We start from the raw sequence: 26,948 nt of genomic DNA, 5'->3' as shown, positions 1-26,948 counted from the left end.
CCTGAGAAACATGTCTTTATTCTAACCACTTCACAATAGTTCAGCGAGTTACCCTGAGTCTTTGGGTATCACGCTCGCATCACTGACTCAAGATTGTGGGTACAAGAGCGCCCCATTATGCCCCAGCGCACAACCTGAGTAAAAAACACGCTGCATGTCCCTTTTTATGTCCCTGCTCCTAAAAATGTCCCCAAATTTGCCCCCAAAATCACGCCCTCAAGTATGGTAAAACCGCGCCATAACCGCGCAGATCCATGTACATACTCCCGCAGCCCATTTCGAGCCATCGCACATTGTTCAGTCTTCGAGTTGTTGTATGCCTGCCTTTTGCACATGACATTCTCATCACCGATTTGATCATCCGTACTTATGACCTTCAACTAATCAAATCTCACGTAAAAAACAGTGCCCCCCTCTTATGACTGCTATGTGCCAGAAGCGGAAGTTGCCTTTGGGGCTGCCTGGAAAACGGAAATATTCCATGCTAAGGTTTCTTTTAAATCGGACAGTACTTACCTCTTAACGAAACGGTCTTGTTTAGATGGAAAGTACGTAATGTAAAATAGAAGTGAGTCATTATTTAATATTGAACGTGTTCTACTTACCTCCGGTTCGCGCCTTATTTGAATAATGTTTTGGTGTTATACCTGTATGCTGACGGAAAAATGCGATGAATGCACTGTCGCTGACAAATTCCAGTTGCTGCGCAATTTGATTTATATTAGCTCCATCAGCAACCAATTCCATTGCCTTCAACAATCGCCATTGTTGTCGCCAGCTCTGATAATTCATCCCCGTATCTCTGATAAAAATTCGACTAATCGTGCGCTCGCATGCACCAACTCGATGCGCCAGTTGGCTCAGTCGTGGAGGTAATTCGCCCCTGCGCACGCTGTCCAGCCATGAGCACAGACGCGGATCTGAGGGAAACTGTAAACTCCAGTTCTCACTACGCGCTGTGTGTAGCTCTTCACTAAATACGGTGATCAGGCTGGTCTGTTGACTCGCAGGCATGTCCCATGACCAAAATGCCATCCGTTCAATGACTTCGTAAAAGAGAGGATTTACAGCTACGACCTGTAATGGCATATCAGGAAATGGCAACGTAGTTGAAAAATACAGCGAGCGGTAAGCCATAACGCCACGCATCATGGCACGATGAACAGTGCCTGCGGGGATCCAGGCAGCACGACGCGGCGGAAGTAGGCATAAGGTTTTTTCCAGCTCAATAGTGATACAACCCGCAGCAGAAAATAGCAATTGATGGCGACGGTGGCTGTGTCGACCAGAATCATGCAGCCCCAGATCGGCTGCAATACCGATTACTGGGGTATCGAAGCTATCTGCGTCAAAAAATTGATCCGGATTAATTTTAGCCATTTGTCCGATATTTTATATATTTAGTCCTTATGATTGTAATGTGACCACTTCCTTTCCGCAATAATGGTATCTATTCCCTCATTATTGAAGCATCGCTATGAATACTATTAACCGGCCACCACTGTGGTTGCTAACTCTGCTGATCATGTTTCCGCAACTCGTGGAAACGATCTACAGCCCGGCGTTACCAAACATTGCTCTTACATTCAACGTGAGCAGTGAACGTACCGCTCAGACACTTTCAGTTTACTTTGTCGCCTTTGCTATTGGTGTAGCACTATGGGGTTGGTTGAGTGATCGCATTGGTAGACGTCTTGCCATGATGTTTGGCCTGACCTGCTATGGGTCAGGAGCCGTGATGGCAATAGTTGCTACAGATTTTAATATGTTGTTATTGGCTCGCATGTTGTCAGCTCTGGGCGCTGCTGCAGGATCTGTCGTGGTGCAGACTATGTTACGGGACAGTTATGAATCCACGAACCTGGCTCGCGTATTTTCTATCATGGGGGCTGCACTGGCAGTCAGTCCGGTGTTTGGTTTGGTGAGCGGGGGCTGGATTGTGAGTATTTACGGTCATATTGGGGTATTTATTGCACTGTCGTTGCTGGCGATATTGCTGCTGGTACTTACTGCCTTTATGCTGCCGGAAACACGGCCGTTAAATACAATCACACCTCGTATGGGCTGTCTGGCTGTCCGCATGGCGTGTGACAGTTCGCTTTGGCGAAATGCAATGCTGGTTTCACTGTTCAATGCGATGATCTTCAGTTATTACAGCCTGGCACCTTTTCTTTTCGAGCAGTTGGGTTGGGGAGCCAGAGCATTTGGGTGGACGGGATTACTACTGGCGGTTGCCTCGCTATCTGGAAGTCTTCTGAACCGGAAGTTACTGGCCACAGGCTTGGAACCTGTGCAATTGGTTCGTCATGCTTGTAGTTTGGCCCTGTTATCCAGTCTTGTCGCATGGAGCTTACAGAGTTCGCCATGGATTTTAATGCCTGTTACCGGAGTTGTCGTCGCCTATGGGATTGCGATACCTAATATACTGAGCAATGCTCTACGTCACTATCGGGAGCAGGCAGGAACTGCTGGAGCATTATTCGGATTGACCTACTATTTACTGCTAGGTGTGATGCTGGGAGTCGCTGGTCTGGTACAACAGTTGGGGCTTGTTCTCACAGCCTGCGCGCTAACAGCCTGGTTATGTAAACCCCTTCGCGTATCAGAATTAGCCACTATGTGATGATAGTTAGCCAGGCTCTTAATAGCCGACGCCTTGACTCGCAAATTTGTTTGCCGCGTTGTGTTGAATTTACGGGTAACAGCACTGATGTTTGTTCAAGAGTTGATATCCGGCAACAAGCAAAACCGCGTGACATAGGGAACTAAAATTCAAGCTTTGAGAACGCTAACCAGTCCACTGTGCCAAGTATAGTTAAACAACATTTCAATACTTCCCTTCAGCCAGTTTTCTATTGTTTCGCCAAATATTTCCGCATTAGTGCATTTTGTAGTGTCACGCCGCGGCGGACAGGAAAACCTCGTTCCACTACATGAAAGCCGTGTCGTAGAAAAAACTCTTCCGCAGCCTTACTTACATTTGAAGTAAGTTCACCAATTCCAAGTTGTCTAGCTTCTTCATGAATGTAATTCATCAGTAGTGTCCCAACTCCCTGTCTAGGGTAGGTTCCCGAGACAAAGAAATGGTCAATGTACCCATTTGGCTGAACATCTGCATATCCAGCTATTTCACCATCCACTTCAACAACAAAGGGGCGCAGCTCCTTCATATGATTGGCCCATTGTTCCGGGTCGATATCTCGTGGAGCCCAGGCCTCTATTTGTTCATGTGTGTAGTAGTGTGATGCGATGGTATGTACAGATGATAAAAAGACTCTGAATAACGCAGTTTCATCCCCATTACTGAACCTTCTGATTTTCATAAAACCTCGTTAGGAGAGTTGTTTGTAGAACAATACCATTTTTTTGTGAAGCAGGGCGTCCTCTTCTCTGACCTGCTCCCCGTTGACTACCCCACCACCCTTTAAGTAATGCCTTCATCAGATGTGAAAACAACTGCGCAACTTCGCCCTTCGTTCATTACAGAGCTGACAATCAACGGTTCTGCCAGCTCTGAGCCTGAAGCGGAAGTGACTTTTATCGAAGTGCGTTTGGTTTATGACACAATAGCGTTGGTTGCTCTTTTTGCTGATTTGCCTGAGCAGAGTGCAATACCGCAGATAATCAGTAACGCGCTGACCAGATGATATAAATGTAATGGTTCACTGAGAAACAACACGCTGAATAAACCACCACTCAGCGGGATGAAATGAGAAAACACTTCTCCACGCGTCGCGCCAATCGCCTGAATGCCTTTATTCCACAACAAATACGAGAGCCACGACGGAAAAATAATCAGGTACAGCAGACCAATAACTAAACCGCTGTGACTAAATTCGGCAAGCGGAGGAATGCCATTTTTTGCCATAGAAAAAATCAATATTGGAAGAAGCACTATAGCACCTATCATCGCGCTAACGGCCACAAACGCATTTCCTCCCACTTCACTAGGTTTAATACGCAGAAACGCGCAATATACTGCCCAGCTTGCAGCCGAGCCCATCGTCCACAGATCGCCACGATTGAGATGTTTAAGGGTATCCAGGTGCCATAAATCACCCTGCATCACCAGGCAAACCACACCGAAAGAACTGATAATAACCCCGAAGATATTCTGGGCTGTAATTTTTTCATTGAAAATCGTTTTATTGATTAATAAAACCAATGCCGGAGTCGTAGATAAATAAATGGCAGCATTAAGCGAAGATGTGTATTGCAAACCAATGTAAAGAGTCAGCGGAAATAATACCTGCCCAAACAAAGCCAGGAATGTGATTATGTGGAAAGAACGCTGCATAGAGTTCCATTGCCCACGAATCTGCCTGTGATAGAGCGCTACCAGCAACACGGCAGTGAATATCCAGCGAGCTGAGGATAATAAAATAGGGTCTACAAGAGTGACTAACAGATGTCCTACAACATAATTCCCACCCCAAAAACACGCGGCGAGAGTAAGCAATAAATAAGGCATAACCACACCCTCAATAATACAGTTTTGTTCCCGGAACATTACCTCGAAGGAAATGGAGATGCTAATATAAAGTTTTGCTCAGATGGTATCGTTTTAAACTATGAAATTTACCCTACGGCAACTTGAATTTTACATCGCTTTAGCAGAAACATTGCAAGTGTCTAAAGCCGCCAGCCGTTGTCACGTTTCACAGTCCTCCATGACGGTTGCATTGCGTAATCTGGAAGAAGCACTTAATGCACAGCTCTTTCTGCGACTGCCAAAAGGTATCCGGCTCACCTTGGCTGGAGAACGCTTTCTGACGCATGCCCGCACGATCATCAGCAGCAGCCACATCGCCCTGGAAGATTTGCATCGCCAGCCGGAAGCGACGGCCGGAAAAGTTCGGATAGGGATAGCCCAGACGCTCTCGGCATATCTGTTACCGGAGATGCTATGTGACATTGAAAATCGATTTCCCTTACTGGAAATCGACTATTTCGAGGCCACAGCTCCTGACCTGCTGATCGCTCTGCGCCAGCAGAAGGTTGATTTTTGCCTACTGCTCACGTCGAACATTAAGCGCGACAGTGACCTTGAGGTGGAAACCATTATTCGATCGCTGCGCCAGTTGTGGATCGCCCCAGGACATGCTTTGTTGAGTCAGTCAGTTATCCACCTGCGCGATATCGAGAAGCTGCCCTTTTTGATGCTCGAAACCGATCAATATCCCACGGTGATCACTAATGTCTGGCAACAGGCAGGTTATCAGCCCAACATCCATTTTCGCAGTAACTCCTTTGAAGCGGTTCGTAGTCTGGTTGCCCAGGGGAATGGAATTACCATCTTATCCGATCTGGTTTATCGTCCCTGGTCGCTAAACGGTCAGCGCGTCATTCGGCGGACTATTGAGGACTGCATCACCTACATGGACGTTGGCGTGGTCACCAACGCCGGACAACTACTGTCAATTCCAGCAGAGCGATTAAGGGATTTTCTACGTTCGCTGATTGTGAGACTGGAGGGGAAGAACTAAGTTTGAAAAAAATATGGTTACGCTTAAGTTTTTCAATGGTATGGCCGCAATTAATAGATGGTGAGATGTAGCTATCTTATTTTTGTGCCTCATTATAATAAGTTCAAAATCTCTTCTTTGTGCCTGTTCGAGTCCGTGCCCGTGCAGGCTTTTTTTTACATCAATTTTCTCAGATAACAGTTAACCACTACTATCCCGTCCTACCGCCACCAGCCTGATTAAACTCCGCCGGATAAGACCATATCCAGCGCGCTGGGCTTTTGTACACGTTCGGCGGACAAACACGAGATACAGACCATGCCAGATATCGTCTTCAATGAAGAATGGGTAGTTAAAACCCGTCTGAGCGAAAGAACATGCCTCTCAAAGGGATCCCGATCCGCTGCTACTTCATGAAGATCAGGCTTTCATCAATGCTCTGCCCCGCCGGTTTGCACTCACATGGATTGTGGCGATTCACACTGATATGCGTCACGGTGAGCCCTGTGCGCTCGCTTGGGAAGATATCGATCGCGCCATACATACACATGCTGGCTGCTGTCATCAGGAGCTAACCCATCGTTCATTGCCAATCAGATGGGGCATGAGAATGCAAAGATGGTTTATGAGGTTTATTCGAAGTGGATTAGCGAAATGAATGCGGATCAGGTAAGCATGCTGAACAGTAGGATGCCAACCAAAATGCCCTCATTCTGCCCCCAGCGCGCAGCCTGAGTAAAAAACACGCTGTAAAATCAACAAAATATAATCAACTTGCTTAATTACTCTGCAATTGCGTGAAAACATGCAGAAAAAAGCCATTTCCCTCTTGCCTCATTCGGTCTGTGCCGCTAATATTCGTCCCCGTTGTCACCTACAACGTTGCGTTCATAGCTCAGTTGGTTAGAGCACCACCTTGACATGGTGGGGGTCGTTGGTTCGAGTCCAATTGAACGCACCATTCTGCGTCCGTAGCTCAGTTGGTTAGAGCACCACCTTGACATGGTGGGGGTCGGTGGTTCGAGTCCACTCGGACGCACCATTTCACAGCCTCGTGAAATGGTGCAGATTTTGACTATTCGTTTTTCCCTTTCTTTTTTCAATATTTAATCAACACTTCGCTTTAATTTTCTCTCAATCTATCAAGCATTTATATTCTTTGTTTCTGAATTAGATGATTTATCGACAGATTTTATGATTTCAAAAAGCAAGAAACACTGAGATGCCTCTGCACCTCAGTGTGATAAATTCACTTTAAAAACGTGATTAATGATCAGAAGCACCCGCCATTACGCGTTATGCTTCAGTTTCATTCTCTTCGTTACTGTCTTCTTTCCGGGTCACAGTGAAGCTGGGCAAATCACCATATTCAACGGTGATGTCTTTCACATGTAATATCATGTCATCCGTCACATCATATTGTTGTTGTGCAGCAATTACATATTCGCTGTTCAGTATCATGCCTAACTCATTGCTATTCCGGTAGTCTTCTACCTCTTTAAGAATGGCTCTGATGCTGGCTGCACGCGCATTCTGTTGTTCCATCACCCATGACTGGTTGATATTCGCGATATCCACCGCGCGATTTCTCTCTTTTTCTTCATCCGACATACCCAGGTATGCCCCCTGCGCCGCCTGTTCAGCGTTTACCAGGATTTCTTTGACTTCCTGCAGACGCACCAACTCGGACTGGCCGACTGTAGACTCATTAAGAACGCGGACTAAATTGACATATGCAATTTTGTTAAACATAAACTCACCTATAAATATCAAAACATAAATATAAAAAATGCAGGCACCGGGTATTAATTAATGTGCACCTGAAACCGCTGATTTATCCTCCTGAGGGACATCATCAGACTTCACGTTCTTATCCTGGCTATCGGCAACGCTGATTTTCGGCAAGTCACCATAATTAACTTTTTTCTTCTCCAGTTGTTTAATCAGGTCACTGGTGATATCTGCCCCCTCTTTTGCTGCCAACAATGAGGTGCTGACCATGACATAATCCATTTTGTGGCTGACACGATAGATTTCGGCTTCCTCGGTGATCGCCTTGAGGCTGACCTCACGACTATGCTGCTGTTCCGCTACCCATACCTGATTAAGCGTCAAATTATCAGCGGCACGGCTTTGCTGTTGTTGTTTTTCTGACATCGCCGCGTATTTTTCTTTTGCATCACTTTCTGCTTTGAGTAATACATCTTTAATATCTTGATTATGTTGAGCTTCCTGTTTACCAATGGATGACTCGTTAAGCACCTTCGCAATATCTACATAAACAACTTTCGATTGGTTCAATCCTAACTGGTCACAACCGCTTAAACCAATAACCATTACGCAAACAGCGGAAATATATTTCAGGCTGCTTAACTTTATGTTTTTCATACTTCTTTCTCTCTCAAGATATTTAGTTTACGGAAATAACAATAGCAAAAAAAACATTAGAAACTGTTGACAGTTATACTCTGCTCCTTAAAAAAACAAAACAGTGTCACTGATCTATTTTCGTAAAAATAAAACCAATGTCGTTAATAATTGAAAATATCTAAACAGTTTAGAAATTATTTACACTCATGGAGGTCAGTGTATTTTAAACACTGACTTCCACGTCCTGTTACCGCTAGAAATTATATTTCACACCCAGCGTGGCTGAAGTATCACTGTATCCTTTATCCCCGACCTGAACACCCACATTCCCCCAGACGCTCAGACGTGAATTAAGCTGACCTTCAACACCGGCCTTCACCTCACCCACATTCCGGGCACCATCCTGAGACAATGTGGCATCACCCATGTGCGAACCGAAGCTTTGCGTGTTGTGGATCCAGTTGATCTCCACATACGGCTTGAAGTTACGGTTTTTACCTTCATCCAGTTTGTTGTGACTTTTCAGGAAGGTACGAACGCCAAGACGCGTCTGAACATTGCCGTCGCCTTCGCCCGTCACACGGGTACCATTACTTTCATAATGATCATCCGCCGTGACCCCCATCCATACCGCCTGTGCCTGAGGCTGGATAAACCACTCACCCTCTGTTCCCTGACTTCCGGTAAAATCACCCAGTTTATGCGTATATCCCAGCTCCAGTGACGCGGTAATCCCTTTTGACTTATACGATTCAGACTGTACCTTCTCGCCTTTCACCGTATTGTCAAACCAGCCGTACTGAGCCCAGCTGTCCACATACATTCCCTGTTTGGTCTCATCATTCTGATACCAGGTAGCATAAAGCCCGGTGCTGTACCCGTTGACGGAGCCATCTGAACGGTAGCCAGTGGCGTTTGAACGAGAGTTACTGCTGTTGCGGCCGTAGCCTGCCATCACCCCAACGTGTAGGCGCTGTACACCATCAGGGCTCCACTGCGCCACTTCACCGCCCAGCTGCGTCACATAACGGTTACTTTGTGTGTCAACCTGACCGACACTGGAACTCCAACGGTTATGTCCGCCAACCTGACGCAGCCACATACTGGTCACTTTCTGCTCGCCGGTCAGGACGTCCGTATACTGCGTTTCCCCCTCACGATCGTGCAACCGGTGAACAAACATCGTATTCGCCGCCGCCAGGTTGGCAGTATAGCTGGCAGATTCCGGACGAATCCCTGACGTGCCTTTTTTATCCTTCGTCGAGGTATCCAGGCTGGTCAGGTACCAGTCAGCGCCCTTCTTCACCAGACTGTAGTCATAAATCCCGGCGACAATACGCCCTGATTTGGTGAAGGTGCCGTCGGACTGACCACCGACTTTCACCACCTGGATGCCTTCGATAGTCTGAGCACCACGGCCACCCACATTGTTCACTTTCACGAACGTGTTACCACTGGTATTGCCGCTGATGACAATCTTATCCGTGACGGAAGTATCTCCTCCCAGTGCGGTATTCATCACCACCGTACCGTCCTGTCCTTGCCAATTGGTGGTCGTCAGGGTACGTCCTGCCGTCATCGACTGCGTGGACGGTGCTGCAAAGTTAATGGTACCGGCAAGCTTCACATCATCGACCAGTGAATCTGCGGTCATGTTCCAGCGGCTGGCAGAATCAATGCTGACATCTGTCGGATCAATCCACCCGGTCAGTGACGCACCGTTACGCAGTGACAATGACGTATTGTCTTTTGCAATCACATTGCTGACCAGTTGCGCGCCACCACGGGAACCATCCAGAACCAGCTCACCGCCGTCAATATGCGTGTTGCCCGTCCAGCCAGTCTGCCCGGTCAGAACCACCTCACCCGCGCCCTGTTTAACCAGTTCGCCGGTCCCGCTGATGTTGTTCGTCATCGTGCCGACAGCACCATTCAGCGCCAGTGTTCCGTCAGTAATAATATTGCCGCTGCCCAGACCCGCCACATTATTCAGGCTGGCCGTTGCACCTTTACTGATTTGGCTCACCACGCTCAGACCGGTGTTAGCACCGCGCACATCCAAGGTTCCCCCCAGAACAGAGAGCTTACCGGCGCCGGTCAACGAGCCCGCAGACACGCCGCCATTGCTGAGCGCTAACGTGCCACCGTTCACATTTAACAGCGAGCCCGCGTCACCGTTCAGTTTCCCGACTGTCTGGGTTTTACCGTTCAGGTCAAAACCTGCTGTGTTCGCCAGCGAGAGCAGGCTGGTTTTACCCAGTGCATTATCCACATCTGAGCGCAGCGTCCCCGTACTGACTTTTGTCTCACCGGTGTAATCGTTGGTCGCGTTAGACAGCGACACCACACCAGCACCGGCCTCAATGACCAGGTTACCGCTGCCGGTCACTTTGGCTGACATATCCGCAGAAGCATTGATTGCCCCTGTGTCCTGTGCCAGCGTCAGCGTTTTATCCGCCTGAAGATCCAACTCGGTCAGACCATAATTCACATACAATCCGTCAGCATTCGCGCCCGAGGTCAGACGATAGTCATAGGTTCCCAGCGCGACGACATCGCCATTCTGATTAATATCAATCGTCCGTTCAGCCGTGATCTTGCTGCCATCCTTATTGAGCAACTGAATCGCGCCGCCGCTCCCTGTTACCGACGTGGATTTAACCAGTTGTACACCAGTGTTGCCTTCATCCTGCATCAGAAGATTCAACGAATTGTCCGTATCACGGGCATGCGGAACATATGATGCAGGGGCATTAATGTACACCGTACCGGTATGACTGATGTCAAGGGTATCGGCAGTGATCAAACTGGTCGCCAGAATCTCATCAGGCGCCGTGGCATTAAACACAACCGTACCGTCATTGATGATCAAGCCACCGATCTGCTGGTTACCATCTCCCACGGTGGTGACGTTGCCGGTTCCCACAGACAGCTTGCCGTGCGTCAGCGCAGTCGTGTTATCCCCGGAAAGCGCAAACGTATTGTCTGTCAGTACCGCCATCCCCGTGAAGGCGGAGCCCACACCACTGCCGAAGGAGAATGCCTGGCCATGACCAGAGGCATTGAGCGTACCAGCACCCGTGAGGGCATTATTAAAGCTGAACTCCCCCTGCGTCAGGAGATTAACAATACCGTCAGCAGCAATATCCACCCCGCCCGTACCAAGATTATCGGTACTGCTCACCGCGTCAGTTGCGACGGCCAGTGTCCCCGTATCGGTGACACGCCAGTTACCGGTATACCCTGCATTAGCCCCCGTTATCGTCGCCTGAGCACCACTCACCGTGGTCGTTCCTTCGCCAATAAGCAGATTGCTAAAGTCGCTGGCATCACTGAAGGCCAGATCAAGTCCTGTGCCCACATCACCCGCTGTGGTATTGACGCTGATCGCACCAGTCCCCGCCGCCTGGCTGTCATTCAACTGCAGCGTACCGGCAGAGATCGTGCTGCCGCCGCTGTAGCTGTTGACGCCGGTCAGTATGGTTCTGCCCGTACCCGTCTGATCAACCCTCCCGGTCCCGGAAATCACACCGTTAAAGGTCGCCGTATCGCTGCGGTTAAAGGCCAGCGTGCCGTCGTTGGTCACATTCCCCGCGATAGAACCGCGGGTTCCGCCATTACCCAGTTGCAGCGTAGCGCCGGTATTGATTGTCGTGCCGCCGCCGTATGTGTTGCTTCCCGCCAGCACCTGCGTACCGCTTGCCTGTACCAGTGCCAGCTGCGCACCCGTAATATCGCCTGCAAAAACACTCGTTGCCGTGTCGTTCAGGGTCAGGATCGTATCGGTCGCCGTGCCATTGGTCACCGTACCGTCGCCAGACAGGTTGGTCAGCGACTGGTAATAACCGTTCGTGTCCAGCGTTGCGCCGGCATTCACCGTCACGTTCGCGGAAGTCGCAATCACATCCAGTGCGCCTGCCTGCAGCGCCCCGATTGCCACCGTGGTGTCGCCGGTAAAGTCATTGGTCGTGTTGGACAACGACACGATCCCGGTACCGGCATCAACCTGCAGACTACCGCTGCCGGTGATCTTCGCCGACATATCTGCCGAAGCGCCAGTGGCTCCGCTGTTTTGTGCCAGCGTCAGGGTCTGACCGGCCTGCAGATCCAGCTGTTTCAGCCCGTAAGAGACATACAGCCCGTCCTGATTTGCCCCCGTGCTCAAACGATAATCGTAGGTTCCGAGCGCCACCAGGTTCCCGCCCTGCTGGATATTAATCTGCTGCGCCGCCGTGATGGCATTACCGTTCTGATCCTGCAATTCCAGCGCACCTGCGCTACCAATCGCCGTACTGGCCGCGACCAGACGGGTACCCAGATTCACATCGTCCTGCTCAAGCAGCGACAGATCCGTCGAAGGTGCCGGCGTCGGCAACACATAAGGCGTCGGTAATGTGACCTGTACGGTACCCGTGCCGCTAGTATCCAGCAGATTCGCCTGCACCAGACTGGTGGCATCAACCTGCGCCGGTACCGTGGCATTGAAAATGGCTTTACCGCTGTTAAAGACCAGACTACCAATAGACTGCGTACCGTCCGCCACCGTGGTGACGCTGCCGCTTCCAAGGCGCAGAGTCGCCGCCGCCAGCGCGCCGGTGTTCACACCACCAAGGGTGAACGTGGCGTTCTGCAGATCAACGACACCGTTAAAGCCTGCGCCCGTTGCCGCTGAGGCAAAGTTGACGTCATTACCGGCTGCCTTGATTGCCACCAGACCACTGCCGGTCAGCGTGTTGTTCACCGTGTAATCCGCACCCCAGTCCACCGCCAGCGTCGCACCGGAAGCAATATCAATCACCCCCTGTACGCTGCCGGTCGTTCCGCCATTCCCCAGTTGCAGAGTACCGGCAGAAACCGTCGTGCCGCCGCTGTAGGTATGGGCACCGGTAAACAGTGTCGTTCCCGTTCCCACCTGCGTGACGCGGCCGCTGCCTGCGATCACGCCAGCAAACATCGTCGCATCACTGCGGTTAAAGGCCAGCGTGCCATTGTTGGTCACGTTACCCGTGATGGCGCCACTCGTGCCTCCGTCACCCAGTTGCAACGTACCGGCGGAAACAGTGGTACCGCCGCTGTATGTGTTGTTGCCGCTCAGGGTAAAGACGCCGCTGCCGGTTTTGGTCAGCCCGCCCGTCCCGCTCAGCGTACCGCTGAAAGTGGTGTCGCTGACCGCATTCTCCGTCAGCATCGCGCTGCCCAGAGTCACGTTTCCTGCCCCTGACAGATTATGTGCCGTCTGGTTGAAGTTATTCAGATCCAGCGTCGCGCCGGATGCCACCGCCACGTTTGCGCTCTGCGCAAAGGCATTGGCGATCCCGGCTTTCAGCGTGCCGCCGTTCACCAGCGTGTCGCCGGTGTAGGTGTTGACCGACGACAGCGTCAGGGTGCCCGCCCCGGCCTTGGTCAGCGTTTTGCCGTCCCAGCCGCTGGCATAAGTACCTGCCGCCTGGTCGCCCAGCGCCACGTCCACGTTGAAGACATCGGAAGCCCCGGCCAGCGTGAAGCTGCCGGTGCCGTACGCCTGACCTTCCAGCCAGCTCAGCCCGTAGCCCACGTTGTAGTCGTTGCCGCTGACGCGACCCGCCAGACGCAGGTAGTCCACCGCGCTCGCCGCACCGTTAAGGTTCACGCTGCTGAAGTCACCGCTGATACCATTGGTGGTGTGAATGACTGTGTACTGGGTACCGGCTATCCCGCTGGCGCTGGCCGGGGCGGCCGTGCCGTAACCGCTCAGGCTCAGCGTGCCGTCCAGGTTCGCCGTCCGGGCAGTGACCGCCGGCTGGGTACCTTTTGCCACCGTCAGCGTCGAGCCCGCCGCCTGGGTCAGCGCCCCGCCCAGCATCAGATTGCTGGTTGCCGCCACCTGGGTGCCGGCACCGGCTGCCGTGGTCAGGCTCGCCGCATTGAACGCGCCGCTCTGACCGAAGGCCAGCGTACCGCCGCTGACCGTTACCGCGCCCTGAGTCGATCCCGCGCCGGTCAGGGTGGTGGTGCCGCTGCCGGTTTTGGTCAGCGAACCGCTGCCGCTCAGCACATTAGCCAACGTGCCGTTCGCCGCAAAGTCCAGCTGCAGAGCAGCATTGTTCGCCACCGCTCCGGTACCCAGCGCCGCGCCGTTCTGCGCCACCAGAGTACCGGCAGAGATGCTGGTACCACCGCTGTACGTGTTGGTGCCGTTCAGGATCGTTTTACCTGTACCGATCTGATTCACCACACCGCTGCCTGATATCACCCCAGCCAGGGTTAATGTATCGCTACGGTTGAAGGCCAGCGTGCCATTGTTGGTCACATTTCCGGTGAGGGAACCGCTGGTCCCGCCATTACCCAGTTGCAGCGTTCCGGCGGAGATCGTCGTGCCGCCACTGTAGCTGTTGGCGCCGGTCAGTATGGTTCTGCCCGTGCCCATCTGATTCACCATCCCGATACCGGAAATCACGCCGCTAAAGGTCGCCGTATCGCTGCGGTTAAAGGCCAGCGTGCCATTGTTGGTCACATTCCCGGTGATGGAGCCGCTGGTACCGCCATTACCCAGTTGCAGCGTCGCAGCCGGGTTGATCGCCGTACCACCGCCGTATGTGTTGCTTCCCGTCAGGATCTGCGTACCGCTTGCCTGTACCAGCACCAGTTGCGCGCCGGTGAGGGTTCCCGCAAAGACGCTCGTGGCCGTGTCTTTCAGTGTCAGCGTTGTCGCCGTTGTCGTACCGTTGGTCACCGTACCTGCACCTGTCAGGTTGGTCAGTGACTGGTGGTAACCGTGGGTATCCAGCGTTGCGCCAGCGTTCACCGTCACGTTCGCGGAAGTCGCAATCACATCGCGGGCACCGGCCTGCAGCGTTCCGGTCGCCACCGTTGTGTCGCCGGTAAAGTTGTTGGTTGTGTTGGACAAAGACAGTACGCCCGTACCCGCATCAACCCGCAGGTTACCGCTGCCAGTGAGCTTCGCCGACATATCTGCTGACAAGCCAGTGGCTCCGCTGTTTTGTGCCAGCGTCAGGGTCTGACCGGCCTGCAGATCCAGCTGTTTCAGCCCGTAAGAGACATACAGCCCGTCCTGGAGCGTGCCCGTCGTCAGACGATAATCGTAGGTTCCGAGCGCCACCAGGTTCCCGCCCTGCTGGACATCGATCTGCTGGGAGGCGCTGATAACATTGCCGTTCTGATCCTGCAATTCCAGCGCACCTGCGCTACCCACCGCCGTACTGGCGGCGACCAGACGGGTGCCCAGATTCACATCGTCCTGCTCAAGCAGCGACAGTTCCGTTGATGGCACAGGCATCGGCAACACGTAAGGTACCGGTAATGTCGCCTGCACAACGCCAGCACCGCTCGCATCCAGCAGATTCGCCCGCACCAGACTGGTGGCATCGATCTGCGCCGGTACCGTGGCATTGAAAATCGCTTTACCCCCGTCAAAGGCCAGTCCGCCAATGGACTGCGTACCGTCCGCCACCGTGGTCACACTGCCGCTGCCAAGGCGCAGAGTCGCCGCCGCCAGCGCGCCGGTGTTCACACCACCGAGACTGAACGCTGCATTTTGCAGGTCAACGACACCGTTAAAGCCTGCGCCCGTTGCCGCTGAGGCAAAATTAACGTCATTACCGGCTGCCTTGATCGCCACCAGACCACTGCCGGTCAGCGTGTTGTTCACCGTGTAATCTGCACCCCAGTCCACCGCCAGCGTCGCACCGGAAGCAATATCAATCCCCCCCTGTACGCTGCCGGTCGTCCCGCCATTACCCAGTTGCAGGGTACCGGCTGAAACCGTCGTGCCGCCGCTGTAGGTATGGGTGCCAGTGAAAATGGTTTTACCAGTACCCACCTGCGTGACATGGCCGCTGCCTGAAATCACGCCAGCGAACGTCGTCGCATCACTGCGGTTAAAGGCCAGCGTGCCATTGTTGGTCACGTTACCCGTGATGGCGCCACTCGTGCCTCCGTCACCCAGTTGCAACGTACCGGCGGAAACAGTGGTACCGCCGCTGTATGTGTTGTTGCCGCTCAGGGTAAAGACGCCGCTGCCGGTTTTGGTCAGCCCGCCCGTCCCGCTCAGCGTACCGCTGAAAGTGGTGTCGCTGACCGCATTCTCCGTCAGCATCGCGCTGCCCAGAGTCACGTTTCCTGCCCCTGACAGATTATGTGCCGTCTGGTTGAAGTTATTCAGATCCAGCGTCGCGCCGGATGCCACCGCCACGTTTGCGCTCTGCGCAAAGGCATTGGCGATCCCGGCTTTCAGCGTGCCGCCGTTCACCAGCGTGTCGCCGGTGTAGGTGTTGACCGACGACAGCGTCAGGGTGCCCGCCCCGGCCTTGGTCAGCGTTTTGCCGTCCCAGCCGCTGGCATAAGTACCTGCCGCCTGGTCGCCCAGCGCCACGTCCACGTTGAAGACATCGGAAGCCCCGGCCAGCGTGAAGCTGCCGGTGCCGTACGCCTGACCTTCCAGCCAGCTCAGCCCGTAGCCCACGTTGTAGTCGTTGCCGCTGACGCGACCCGCCAGACGCAGGTAGTCCACCGCGCTCGCCGCACCGTTAAGGTTCACGCTGCTGAAGTCACCGCTGATACCATTGGTGGTGTGAATGACTGTGTACTGGGTACCGGCTATCCCGCTGGCGCTGGCCGGGGCGGCCGTGCCGTAACCGCTCAGGCTCAGCGTGCCGTCCAGGTTCGCCGTCCGGGCAGTGACCGCCGGCTGGGTACCTTTTGCCACCGTCAGCGTCGAGCCCGCCGCCTGGGTCAGCGCCCCGCCCAGCATCAGATTGCTGGTTGCCGCCACCTGGGTGCCGGCACCGGCTGCCGTGGTCAGGCTCGCCGCATTGAACGCGCCGCTCTGACCGAAGGCCAGCGTACCGCCGCTGACCGTTACCGCGCCCTGAGTCGATCCCGCGCCGGTCAGGGTGGTGGTGCCGCTGCCGGTTTTGGTCAGCGAACCGCTGCCGCTCAGCACATTAGCCAACGTGCCGTTCGCCGCAAAGTCCAGCTGCAGGGCAGCGTTGTTGGTCACCGCGCCGGAACCCAGCGCCGCGCCGTTCTGCGCCACCAGGGTACCGGCAGAGATGGTGGTACCGCCGCTGTACGTATTGCTGCCGCTCAGCGTAAAGACGCCGCTGCCAGTTTTGGTCAGCCCGCCCGTTCCGCTCAGCGTCCCGCTGAAGGTCGAATCACTGACCGCATTCTCCGTCAGCATCGCGCTGCCCAGCGTCATGTTACCTGCACCCGACAGGTTACGCGCCGTCTGGTCGAAGTTGTTCAGATCCAGCGTCGCACCGGATGCCACTGTCACTTTCGCGCTCTGCGCAAAGGCATTAGCGATCCCGGCTTTCAGCGTGCCGCCGTTCACCAGCGTGTCGCCGGTGTAGGTGTTGACCGACGACAGCGTCAGGCTACCCGCCCCGGCCTTGGTCAGCGTTTTGCCGTCCCAGCCGCTGGTGTAGGTGCCCGCCGCCTGGTTGCCCAGCGCCACGTCCACGTTAAAGACATCGGAAGCCCCGGCCAGCGTGAAGCTGCCGGTGCCGTACGCCTGACCTTCCAGCCAGCTCAGCCCGTAGCCCACGTTATAGTCGTTGCCGCTGACGCGGCCTGCCAGACGCAGGTAGTCCACGGTGCTCGCCGCACCGTTGAGGTTCACGCTGCTGAAGTCGCCGCTGATGCCATTAGTGGTGTGAATGACCGTGTACTGGGTACCGGCTATTCCGCTGGCGCTGGCCGGGGCGGCCGTGCCGTAGCCGCTCAGGCTCAGCGTGCCATTAAGGTTCGCCGTCTGAGCGGTAACAGCAGGCTGGGTGCCTTTTGCCACCGTCAGCGTCGAGCCTGCCGCCTGGGTCAGCGCCCCGCTCAGCATCAGATTACTGGTTGCCGCCACCTGGGTACCGGCACCGGCTGCCGTGGTCAGGCTGGCCGCATTGAACGCGCCGCTCTGACCGAAGGCCAGCGTACCGCCGCTGACCGTTACCGCGCCCTGCGTCGAACCCGCGCCGGTCAGGGTGGTGGTGCCGCTGCCGGTTTTGGTCAGCGAACCGCTGCCGCTCAGCACATTCGCCAGCGTGCCGTTCGCCGCAAAGTCCAGCTGCAGGGCCGCGTTGTTGGCCACCGCGCCGGTGCCCAGCGCCGCGCCGTTCTTCGCCACCAGCGTGCCGGCGGAAACAGTGGTACCACCGCTGTATGTGTTGTTGCCGCTCAGGGTAAAGACGCCGCTGCCGGTTTTGGTCAGCCCGCCCGTTCCGCTCAGCGTACCGCTGAAAGTGGTGTCGCTGACCGCATTCTCCGTCAGCATCGCGCTGCCCAGCGTCACGTTACCTGCGCCTGACAGGTTATGTGCCGTCTGGTTGAAGTTGTTCAGTTCCAGCGTCGCACCGGATGCCACCGCCACGTTCGCGCTCTGCGCAAAGGCATTGGCGATCCCGGCTTTCAGCGTGCCGCCGTTCACCAGCGTGTCGCCGGTGTAGGTATTGACCGACGACAGCGTCAGGGTACCCGCCCCGGCCTTGGTCAGCGTTTTGCCGTCCCAGCCGCTGGCATAAGTACCTGCCGCCTGGTCGCCCAGCGCCACGTCCACGTTGAAAGCATCACTGGCATTCGCCAGCGTGAAGCTGCCGGTGCCGTACGCCTGACCTTCCAGCCAGCTCAGCCCGTAGCCCACGTTGTAGTCGTTGCCGCTGACGCGACCCGCCAGACGCAGGTAGTCCACCGCGCTCGCCGCACCGTTAAGGTTCACGCTGCTGAAGTCACCGCTGATACCATTGGTGGTGTGAATGACTGTGTACTGGGTACCGGCTATCCCGCTGGCGCTGGCCGGGGCGGCCGTGCCGTAACCGCTCAGGCTCAGCGTGCCGTCCAGGTTCGCCGTCCGGGCAGTGACCGCCGGCTGGGTACCTTTTGCCACCGTCAGCGTCGAGCCCGCCGCCTGGGTCAGCGCCCCGCCCAGCATCAGATTGCTGGTTGCCGCCACCTGGGTGCCGGCACCGGCTGCCGTGGTCAGGCTCGCCGCATTGAACGCGCCGCTCTGACCGAAGGCCAGCGTACCGCCGCTGACCGTTACCGCGCCCTGCGTCGATCCCGCGCCGGTCAGGGTGGTGGTGCCGCTGCCGGTTTTGGTCAGCGTTCCGCTGCCGCTCAGCACATTCGCCAGCGTGCCGTTCGCCGCAAAATCCAGCTGCAGGGCAGCGTTGTTGGTCACCGCGCCGGAACCCAGCGCCGCGCCGTTCTGCGCCACCAGGGTACCGACAGAGATGGTGGTACCGCCGCTGTACGTATTGCTGCCGCTCAGCGTAAAGACGCCGCTGCCAGTTTTGGTCAGCCCGCCCGTTCCGCTCAGCGTCCCGCTGAAGGTCGAATCACTGACCGCATTCTCCGTCAGCATCGCGCTGCCCAGCGTCATGTTACCTGCACCCGACAGGTTACGCGCCGTCTGGTCGAAGTTGTTCAGATCCAGCGTCGCACCGGATGCCACTGTCACTTTCGCGCTCTGCGCAAAGGCATTAGCGATCCCGGCTTTCAGCGTGCCGCCGTTCACCAGCGTGTCGCCGGTGTAGGTGTTGACCGACGACAGCGTCAGGCTACCCGCCCCGGCCTTGGTCAGCGTTTTGCCGTCCCAGCCGCTGGTGTAGGTGCCCGCCGCCTGGTTGCCCAGCGCCACGTCCACGTTAAAGACATCGGAAGCCCCGGCCAGCGTGAAGCTGCCGGTGCCGTACGCCTGACCTTCCAGCCAGCTCAGCCCGTAGCCCACGTTATAGTCGTTGCCGCTGACGCGGCCTGCCAGACGCAGGTAGTCCACGGTGCTCGCCGCACCGTTGAGGTTCACGCTGCTGAAGTCGCCGGTGATGCCATTGGTAGTGTGGACAACGGTGTATTGTGTACCGGTGAGCCCGCTGGCCGTCACCGGCGCCGCAATCCCAAAGCCAGTGATGTTCAGTGTGCCATTCAGACTGGCCGTCGCCGCAGTCACTGCCGTTTTAGCTTGTGTATCGGCGACACCATTGAATGTGGCACCCGCCGACTGAGTATAGGCTCCACTCAGCACGATATTTGAGATCGGATTGACCGTGATAGCCCCGCCACTCGCGACATTCATGCTGGCGGCGTTAAAGGCACCGCTCTGACCGAAGGCCAGCGTACCGCCGCTGACCGTCACCGCCCCCTGAGCCGAACCCGTAGCGGTCAGGGTGGCGATACCGCTGCCGGTCTTGGTCAGCGCTCCGTTACCACTCAGCACATTCGCCAGCGTGCCATCCGCCGCAAAATCCAGCTGCAGAGCCGCGTTGTTGGCCACCGCCCCGGTGCCCAGCGCTGCGCCATTCTGCGCCACCAGGGTGCCTGCAGAGATAGTGGTACCACCGCTGTACGTGTTGATGCCGCTCAGGATCGTTTTACCTGTGCCGATCTGGTTCACTACGCCGCTGCCAGATATCACCCCGGCCAAGGTTGATGTGTCGCTGCGGTTAAAGGCCAGCGTGCCATTGTTGGTCACATTTCCGGTGAGGGAGCCGCCGGTGCCGCCATTACCCAGTTGCAGCGAGCCCCCCGAGATGGTGGTGCCACCGCTCCAGGTATTGCTGTTCGTCAACGTAAGCGTACCGGTATTGGTCTTAGTCAGCGCGCCGCTGCCACTCACCACGCCGCTCATTGTTAAGGTCGTACCGGCTGCAGTATCAAGGGTACCACCACCCGCATTAAGGGTGGTTGCCCGGCCCGTGTTGAAACTGGTCGTGGTCGCCAGCGTACCGCCGTCAAAACTGAGCGGTCCTGTCGCTGCACCCAGATTCGCATCGGCTGATACCTGCACAATGCCGCCGTTAATTGCTGTGCCACCGGTCCAGGTGTTGGTTCCGGTAAGCAGCAGTGTTCCGCTATTTGTCTTGGTGAGAGAACCCGTACCGCCAATAATACCGCTCATTGTCAGCGTCGTACCGGCTGCCGTATCCAGGGTGCCGCCACCCGTATTGAGTGTGGTTGTACGGGCCGTGTTGAAACTGGTTGTCGTTGCCAGCGTACCGCCGTCAAAGCTAAGCGCCCCGGAGGTTGCCCCCAGGTTAGCATCGCTTGAGACCTGCAGCACGCCGCCGTTGACTCGCGTTCCGCCGGTCCAGGTGTTGTTCCCTGTCAGTACCAGTGTCCCCAGATCGGTCTTGGTGACAGAAGTCGCCCCCTGCAGGACGGAAGCGATCGTCGCAGTCATATTTCTGCTGGCATCCGATCCATCACCCACACGCAGCTCAGGCGTACTGCCATCCACCGGGGAGTTCACTAAAGCGATAACACCGCCATTAAGCACATAGCCAGTGGTCGTAAACTGCATTCCCGAGGTCTCAACCTGACCAAACGCGTTATCGACAGTAACAGTACCCGCCGTACCGCCAAATACCGCAAAGGATCTATTGCCGTAGGCCGAGTTACTTGACCCAGAAACGTCGGCCCAGGATGTCTGCCCCAGCAAACGCCAGGTTCCTGTGCCACCTTCTCCGCTCCCCTGGTTATAGTTAGCCGAGTTCATGCCGTCCCAGAAGGCCAGCAGTTGTCCGGTACTGTTAATCAGGTTCACCTGACCAGGTACAGTACTTTGCAGGGCAAGCGTTGTCCCCGCAGGAACCGTCCCCAACACCAGGCCATTGTTGGTCAATGTACCGTTGTAGTTAAAGACGCGATAGACACCGGCTGAGAAGGTTCCGCCAGCCGGAGTAGAGACATTCAGGCGTCCATCCAGCGTCAGGTTACCGTTGACGTCAGTACGGGTATTTTCCGCTACGCCATTCACTTTACCGAACTGGTAATTCAGGATTGAAAGATCATTGAGCGCCAGGTTGCCATTGATGGTCAGCGTGCCGCCGGTACCGTTTTCACTCCCTGGCATCAGAGTCGCACCGTTCGCAATAGTGACATTGCCGCCGATAGTCCCGGTACCGCCCAGCGTTGCGCCGTTCGCAACGGTTGTCGCCCCGGTTGCAGCCGACTGATTACCATCAATATACAGCGTGCCCGCCGACACCGTGGTGGCGCCGGTATAGGTGTTCGCCCCTTTCAGAATGGTCGTGCCTAAACCCAGTTTTGTGACACCACCCGCACCCGAAATGAGGGCGTTTTGATCGGTCATAGAGCCGTTGCTGGCGTTAAATGCCAGTGCGCCCCCTGCCATGTTGACGTTTCCGATAATGGAACCATCGGTCGTGCCATCACCCAGTTGTAAGATACCTGCATTGATTGTGGTGCCACCGGTATAGGCCTGGGTCCCAGTCAGCGTCAGCGTATTTGTCCCTAACTTACTCAGGGAGCCCGTGCCGGAGATAAGGTTTGACCATGTCACGTTATCGCTGCGGTTAAACGCCAGCGTACCGTTGTTGGTGATATTACCGGAAATCCACCCAGAGTTACCGCCGTTGCCCAGTTGCACGGTACCGGATGTAATGGTTGAGCCTCCAGTCTGTGTATTGTCACCCGTCAATACCAAGGTACCGCTGCCTATCTGCTCAAATGATCCTGCTCCACTCATCGAGCCGCTATAGACATAGGTATTACTTCGATTGAACTTTAATGCTGCACCACTGGATATTTGCACAGATGCGGCGCCAACCGTACCGCGCGTTCCTCCGTCACCGACAATCAACGTTCCCGCGTAAACCCGGACTGGATAACCTCCGTCCTGAAAACTGGCATTGGCTAATACCATTGTGCCAGCACCACTCTTAGAGATACCGTTCGCCGGTCTGTAACCACCAACCCAGTTGAAGTTACCCGTCATGGTCAATGTCGTTCCGGCATCCGTGATAAAACCTACAGACTGCTGACTACCGCTGCCGTAAAACGAAGTAAAGCCAAAATCGACGTCATTAGCCAAGGTCATTGTTGCCGTCGTTCGGAGATTCCCACCACCACCATAAACAGCATCTTGAGAACGACCGGTTATTTTACCTGTGCCCACCGCATTGGCAGAGTTAATGACAACCGTTCCATACTCGCTCAGGATAATCCCACCACTGCTGGTATTATTCCCCGTTATGTAGGTTGTTCCGCTCTGGAACTCAAGTGCCCCTGTCCCGGAAATATTGCCGCTGAGGGTACTCCCATTGGTGTTGTAAACTCTTCCCCCGTTAGCGGTAATCACAATATCGCGAGCAATGTTGCCGGTCGTTTGTAAAATACCGCCATTAAAAGTCAGTCTGCCGGAGATATCCCCGAGATTGTTATCATTAGATACAAATAAAAGGCCTCCATTCAGCGTCGTGCCACCAGTATAGGTATTCACCCCACTGAGAGTAGTGGTGCCTGACAGCTGCGACACATTTCCGCTGCCGGAAATCACGTTTGAGACGGTCTTGCTGCCATTAAACCTGAAGGCCAGTGTGCCATTGTTGGTCACACTACCGGCGATCGAGCCATCGTTATTGCTCGTCCCGTCACCCAGCTGCAGCACACCCGAAGAGATTATGGTGCCGCCGGTATAGGTATTGGCACCCGTAAACACCGCGGTACCCGGGCCGTTTTGCGTCACAGTACCGGTGCCGGAGATAACGCCGCCATAATTGAGGGTCGTCGCCGTTTTCGGCATAAACACCAGCGCAGCGTTGTTCACCACATTACCTGGCAATGTACCATTGGTGGTGCCGTCGCCAATTTGCAGGGTACCGGATGAAATCGTGGTGCCGCCCGTGTAAGTGTTTGTCCCGGTCAGCACAGCAGTACCGGTGCCGATCATCTTCAGCGACCCAGACCCGGAGACGACACCGGATACGGCCATTGAAGTGCCACTGGCAGGCTTAAGCGCCAGCGTGCCGGCATTCGCGATATTCCCCAGGACGGAACCATTGGTGGTGCCGTCGCCGAGTTGCAGCGTACCGCCGGAAATGTTAGTGCCGCCCGTGTAGGTATTGGCACCGGTCAGAATCAACGTGCCCAGATCCGTTTTGGAAAGCCCGGTAAAGCCCCCCAGAATAGCGTCGATGGTTGCGGTGTAGCCACTCCCGACGGCAGTTCCGTCGCCGACCCTGAGCGTACTAAACCCACTGCCTGCTGTGGTTTCGTTCAGTTCAATTGAATCACCACTGATTCGGTAGCCATCCGCCATGAACTGCATACCGGTAACCGCAACCTGCCCCTGGCTATTATCGACAGTGACCGTACCCGGCGAACCCTGGAATACCGCAAAATTGGTGCTGTACGCGCCATTTGCAACACCTGAACCGTCCGTCCAGTTGCTGTTCGCACCGACACCGGTATTCCAGATACCCGACCCGCCATCAATAATACTGTTGTCATGACCCGTCGCGCCGTCCCAGAAGATGGTACCGGCATAGTTATTGATCAGGTTAACCTGACCGGCGACGGAGGTCTGCAGCGTTGCATTCGCGCCCGCGGGCAGCGACCCCAGCACCATCCCGTTGTTGGTCAGCGATCCGGCATAACTGATAATGCGGTAGACACCTGCATCAAAGGTGCCTCCCGTCGAGGTGGTCACGTTGAGGGTTCCCGCCAGCGTCAGGTTGCCATTCACCACGGTCAGGTCATTAAGCGACCCGCCCACCGTGCCGGCCTGACCGAGGTTGTAATTGAGAACGGCACCTGAGGAGAGTGCCAGATTGCCTCTGATCGTGAGCGTGCCGGTAGCATCCGCGGAAGCTCCCGGCGTTAAGGTACCGCCATCGGCCACCGTGACGCTGCCGCCGATGGTGCCGTTCCCGCCCAACGTTGCCCCAGAGGATACCGTCGTCAGCCCGGTCGCCGAGGACTGGTTGCCGTTGACGTACAGTGTCCCCGCTGAAACAGTCGTTGCACCGGTATACGTGTTATTTGCCGAAAGCGTTGTGGAGCCATTGCCAGACTGTACTACCGCACCTGTGCCGGAAATGACGTTGTTATACGAGTTAATGTCACTGCGGTTAAATGCGAGGGTGCCGTTGTTGGTCACGTTCCCGGTTCCAAACGAACCTGATGTCCCGCCGTTGCCAATCTGCAATGTACCGCCGCTAATCGTGGTCCCACCGGTCCAGGTGTTTGCGCCACTTAAGACCAGCGTTCCTGTATTCGCCTTGGTCAATCTTCCGCCGCCTGAAACCACACCATTCATGGTCAACGTGGTAGCTGACGCAACATCAATGGCACCAGCACCATTGAGATCGACCGCGCGCCCTGAGGCAAAGGTGGCCGTAGTGGCAAGCGTACCGCCGTTAAACTGCAGGAGCCCCGTTGCCGCCCCCATATTACTGTCGCTCGCGACAACGACCCGACTTCCGGTCCAGAAGCCGATTCCGCCGGTATGGGTATTATTACCGGTCAGCAGCACTGTACCGCCAGGCGTTCCTCCGCCATAGAAATAGAGCCTGCCGCCACCAGATACGGTGCCATTTAAAGTGATAACCGAGCCATTGTAAGCATCGAAGTTACCATTAGCATTCATAGCTATATTGCGTGTCAGCGCACCACTCGACATCACACGCAAAAAACCGCCACCGGTATAGGTTATTCCACCCGCCGCGTTACTGCTCAGGTTACTCTCATCGTTTATTTGTAAGGTGCCACCATTGATGTTTGTCGTGCCGCTATAGGTGTTGTTGGTCCCGGTGAGGATCACCGTGCCGCCATTTACACCAAAGCTGCCAGCACCAACAATCGGAGAGGCTAACGTAATGGTTCCACTTGAAGAACTAAAGAAACCGGTCGCACCACTGTTGACGGTAATGGTGCGCGACGTCGCGAATGCTGAGGGAGCCTGAAAGTAACCCGTCCCGTTATTGAACGTGATGCTACCTGACGCAGCGCCGAGGTTGTTGTCATTATTGACAATGATCCCACCGTTGCCACCGATAAACGTACCGCCACTGTAAGTGTTTGCTCCGGTAAGCGTAATCCAGTTGCCTGCATTCTGGTTGACAGTACCGGTTCCCGAGATGATACCGGCAAACGTATAGGCAGCACCCCGACTAAAGATCAACGCACCGTTGTTTGCGATGTTACCCGAGATTGAACTCGCCCCACCATTCAGTTCCAACGTGGCGCCAGAGGCAATCGTCGAACCACTGACGCTGTTGTTGGCATTCGTCAACACCAGTTTGCCTGCTGAAACAAGCACCCCACCGGTGAAGGTATTAGCCCCGCTCAGGGTGGTGGTCCCGCTGCCAATATTTTGCAGTGAGCCAGTCCCTGAAATCGCGCCACCGTAGGTATAGGCATTGCTGCGGTTAAAGGCTAACACGCCGTTGTTGACCGTCGCCCCCGTACCCAGTGTTCCCGTGGTACCGCCAGTTCCTACCTGCAGAGTGCCACCGCTGCCAATGGTCGTCGTACCCGTCCAGGTGTTTGCGCCATTCAGCACCGTTGTGCCAGTGCCCGTCAGATTCAGCGCGCCACTACCCGAGACCACACCATTAAAAGTCGCGGTCACACCGGGGGAGACATTGATGTTACCGCCCCCCAGATTAAGGGTCACATTGCGGGTTCCGTTAAAGGCGCCCGTGATGTTCAACGTGCCCATGGTTGACGGGTTACCCAATGTCAGAACCCCGGCAGCCGCGCCGAGGTTATTGTCGCTGGAAACTTCCAGTACACTGCCACCTGAAACAGACGTTCCGCCGGCATAGGTGTTGGCACCGGTCAGGGTCAGCTTGCCGCCACCGGTTAACGCCAGCATTCCGCTGCCGCTAATAAGAGAGTCAATCGTTGCTGTTGCGCCGCTGCTTACATTCACTAAAGACTGTGATGAAAAGGTATCCAGCGTCCCACCAGTGAGGATATAGCCATCGGTGGTGAAGCTCAAATCCTGTACTCGGATCAGCCCTGCAAGCGTGACGGTGCCACCCGGGGCACCAAACCAGGCGCTGTCACCTGCGGCGTTGTTCCACGGCATTGTAATGGTACCGTTATACCAGGCGCTGCTGGACGTATCCCAGGTACCACTCCCACCAGAACTTTGTCCTGTCGGTGACCAGATTAATGTGGAAGCATTGGCCGCACTCAGCAACGCCATGCCCCCCAATACCCCCATGGCCGCCTTCCCGGCTCTTTTGGCCAGGCGACGTTCGCTTTTCGTTTTACCATGGGATTTTGCAATCTCAGAGACAACCACCCAGCACTGGAGGCCAGCATTCCAGACAATTTTAAATACTTTATTCATCATTAGCTCACTAATAAATAAAA

The 26,948-nt window shown here is 55.2% G+C and carries 8 protein-coding genes, 2 tRNA genes and 1 pseudogene; 5 read left to right on the top strand and 6 right to left on the bottom strand.

Annotation, left to right across the window (positions count from 1 at the left end):
• Window positions 1–597: 597 nt before the first annotated feature.
• The gene (locus tag E4Z61_RS04315; protein WP_135321687.1) at window positions 598–1,380 is read right to left on the bottom strand and encodes an AraC family transcriptional regulator; all 783 of its coding nucleotides are present in this window, start codon (window positions 1,378–1,380) and stop codon (window positions 598–600) included.
• 97 nt (window positions 1,381–1,477) lie between these two features.
• Here E4Z61_RS04315 and E4Z61_RS04310 point away from each other — a divergent pair, with 97 nt between their 5' ends.
• The gene (locus E4Z61_RS04310) at window positions 1,478–2,623 is read left to right on the top strand and encodes a multidrug effflux MFS transporter (RefSeq protein ID WP_135321686.1); all 1,146 of its coding nucleotides are present in this window, start codon (window positions 1,478–1,480) and stop codon (window positions 2,621–2,623) included.
• Window positions 2,624–2,852: 229 nt separating this feature from the next.
• Here E4Z61_RS04310 and E4Z61_RS04305 read toward each other — a convergent pair whose 3' ends face one another.
• On the bottom strand, window positions 2,853–3,323 hold the full coding sequence (locus E4Z61_RS04305) for a GNAT family N-acetyltransferase (RefSeq protein ID WP_135321685.1): 471 nt from the start codon (window positions 3,321–3,323) through the stop codon (window positions 2,853–2,855).
• Between the two features lie 233 nt (window positions 3,324–3,556).
• Complete coding sequence (locus E4Z61_RS04300; protein WP_135321684.1) at window positions 3,557–4,471, bottom strand: DMT family transporter; 915 nt, start codon at window positions 4,469–4,471, stop codon at window positions 3,557–3,559.
• Between the two features lie 100 nt (window positions 4,472–4,571).
• Between E4Z61_RS04300 and E4Z61_RS04295 the strand changes: the two genes are divergently transcribed.
• The 4 genes and pseudogenes from E4Z61_RS04295 (at window position 4,572) to E4Z61_RS04280 (ending at window position 6,507) form a co-directional block, all read left to right on the top strand.
• Window positions 4,572–5,486, top strand: a complete 915-nt coding sequence (locus E4Z61_RS04295) for a LysR family transcriptional regulator (protein ID WP_135321683.1) — start codon at window positions 4,572–4,574, stop codon at window positions 5,484–5,486.
• Between the two features lie 361 nt (window positions 5,487–5,847).
• A pseudogene (locus tag E4Z61_RS24035) lies at window positions 5,848–6,200 on the top strand (site-specific integrase); the annotation flags it as partial.
• A gap of 149 nt (window positions 6,201–6,349) precedes the next feature.
• Window positions 6,350–6,426, top strand: a tRNA-Val gene (locus tag E4Z61_RS04285).
• Between the two features lie 4 nt (window positions 6,427–6,430).
• A tRNA-Val gene (locus tag E4Z61_RS04280) sits at window positions 6,431–6,507 on the top strand.
• Window positions 6,508–6,761: 254 nt separating this feature from the next.
• On the opposite strand, the gene E4Z61_RS04275 is transcribed toward E4Z61_RS04280, so the two are convergent.
• From E4Z61_RS04275 to E4Z61_RS04265, 3 genes are all read right to left on the bottom strand, one after another.
• On the bottom strand, window positions 6,762–7,217 hold the full coding sequence (locus E4Z61_RS04275; protein WP_135321682.1) for an OmpH/Skp family outer membrane protein: 456 nt from the start codon (window positions 7,215–7,217) through the stop codon (window positions 6,762–6,764).
• 57 nt (window positions 7,218–7,274) lie between these two features.
• Window positions 7,275–7,853: an OmpH/Skp family outer membrane protein gene (locus E4Z61_RS04270; protein ID WP_135321681.1), complete on the bottom strand. Its 579-nt coding sequence runs from the start codon at window positions 7,851–7,853 to the stop codon at window positions 7,275–7,277.
• A gap of 235 nt (window positions 7,854–8,088) precedes the next feature.
• Complete coding sequence (locus E4Z61_RS04265; RefSeq protein WP_167817521.1) at window positions 8,089–26,925, bottom strand: autotransporter-associated beta strand repeat-containing protein; 18,837 nt, start codon at window positions 26,923–26,925, stop codon at window positions 8,089–8,091.
• Window positions 26,926–26,948 lie beyond the last annotated feature (23 nt).

Source organism: Citrobacter tructae, assembly GCF_004684345.1.
Lineage (GTDB): Bacteria > Pseudomonadota > Gammaproteobacteria > Enterobacterales > Enterobacteriaceae > Citrobacter > Citrobacter tructae.
This window is presented reverse-complemented; position numbering and strand designations above follow the sequence as displayed.

Excerpts from the sequence above, each read along its gene's own strand:
- E4Z61_RS04300 (WP_135321684.1), bottom strand. The coding sequence starts at position 4,471 with ATGCCTTATTTATTGCTTACTCTCGCCGCGTGTTTTTGGGGTGGGAAT.
- E4Z61_RS04265 (WP_167817521.1), bottom strand. The coding sequence starts at position 26,925 with ATGAATAAAGTATTTAAAATTGTCTGGAATGCTGGCCTCCAGTGCTGG.
- E4Z61_RS04315 (WP_135321687.1), bottom strand. The coding sequence starts at position 1,380 with ATGGCTAAAATTAATCCGGATCAATTTTTTGACGCAGATAGCTTCGAT.
- E4Z61_RS04305 (WP_135321685.1), bottom strand. The coding sequence starts at position 3,323 with ATGAAAATCAGAAGGTTCAGTAATGGGGATGAAACTGCGTTATTCAGA.
- E4Z61_RS04275 (WP_135321682.1), bottom strand. The coding sequence starts at position 7,217 with ATGTTTAACAAAATTGCATATGTCAATTTAGTCCGCGTTCTTAATGAG.
- E4Z61_RS04295 (WP_135321683.1), top strand. The coding sequence starts at position 4,572 with ATGAAATTTACCCTACGGCAACTTGAATTTTACATCGCTTTAGCAGAA.
- E4Z61_RS04310 (WP_135321686.1), top strand. The coding sequence starts at position 1,478 with ATGAATACTATTAACCGGCCACCACTGTGGTTGCTAACTCTGCTGATC.
- E4Z61_RS04270 (WP_135321681.1), bottom strand. The coding sequence starts at position 7,853 with ATGAAAAACATAAAGTTAAGCAGCCTGAAATATATTTCCGCTGTTTGC.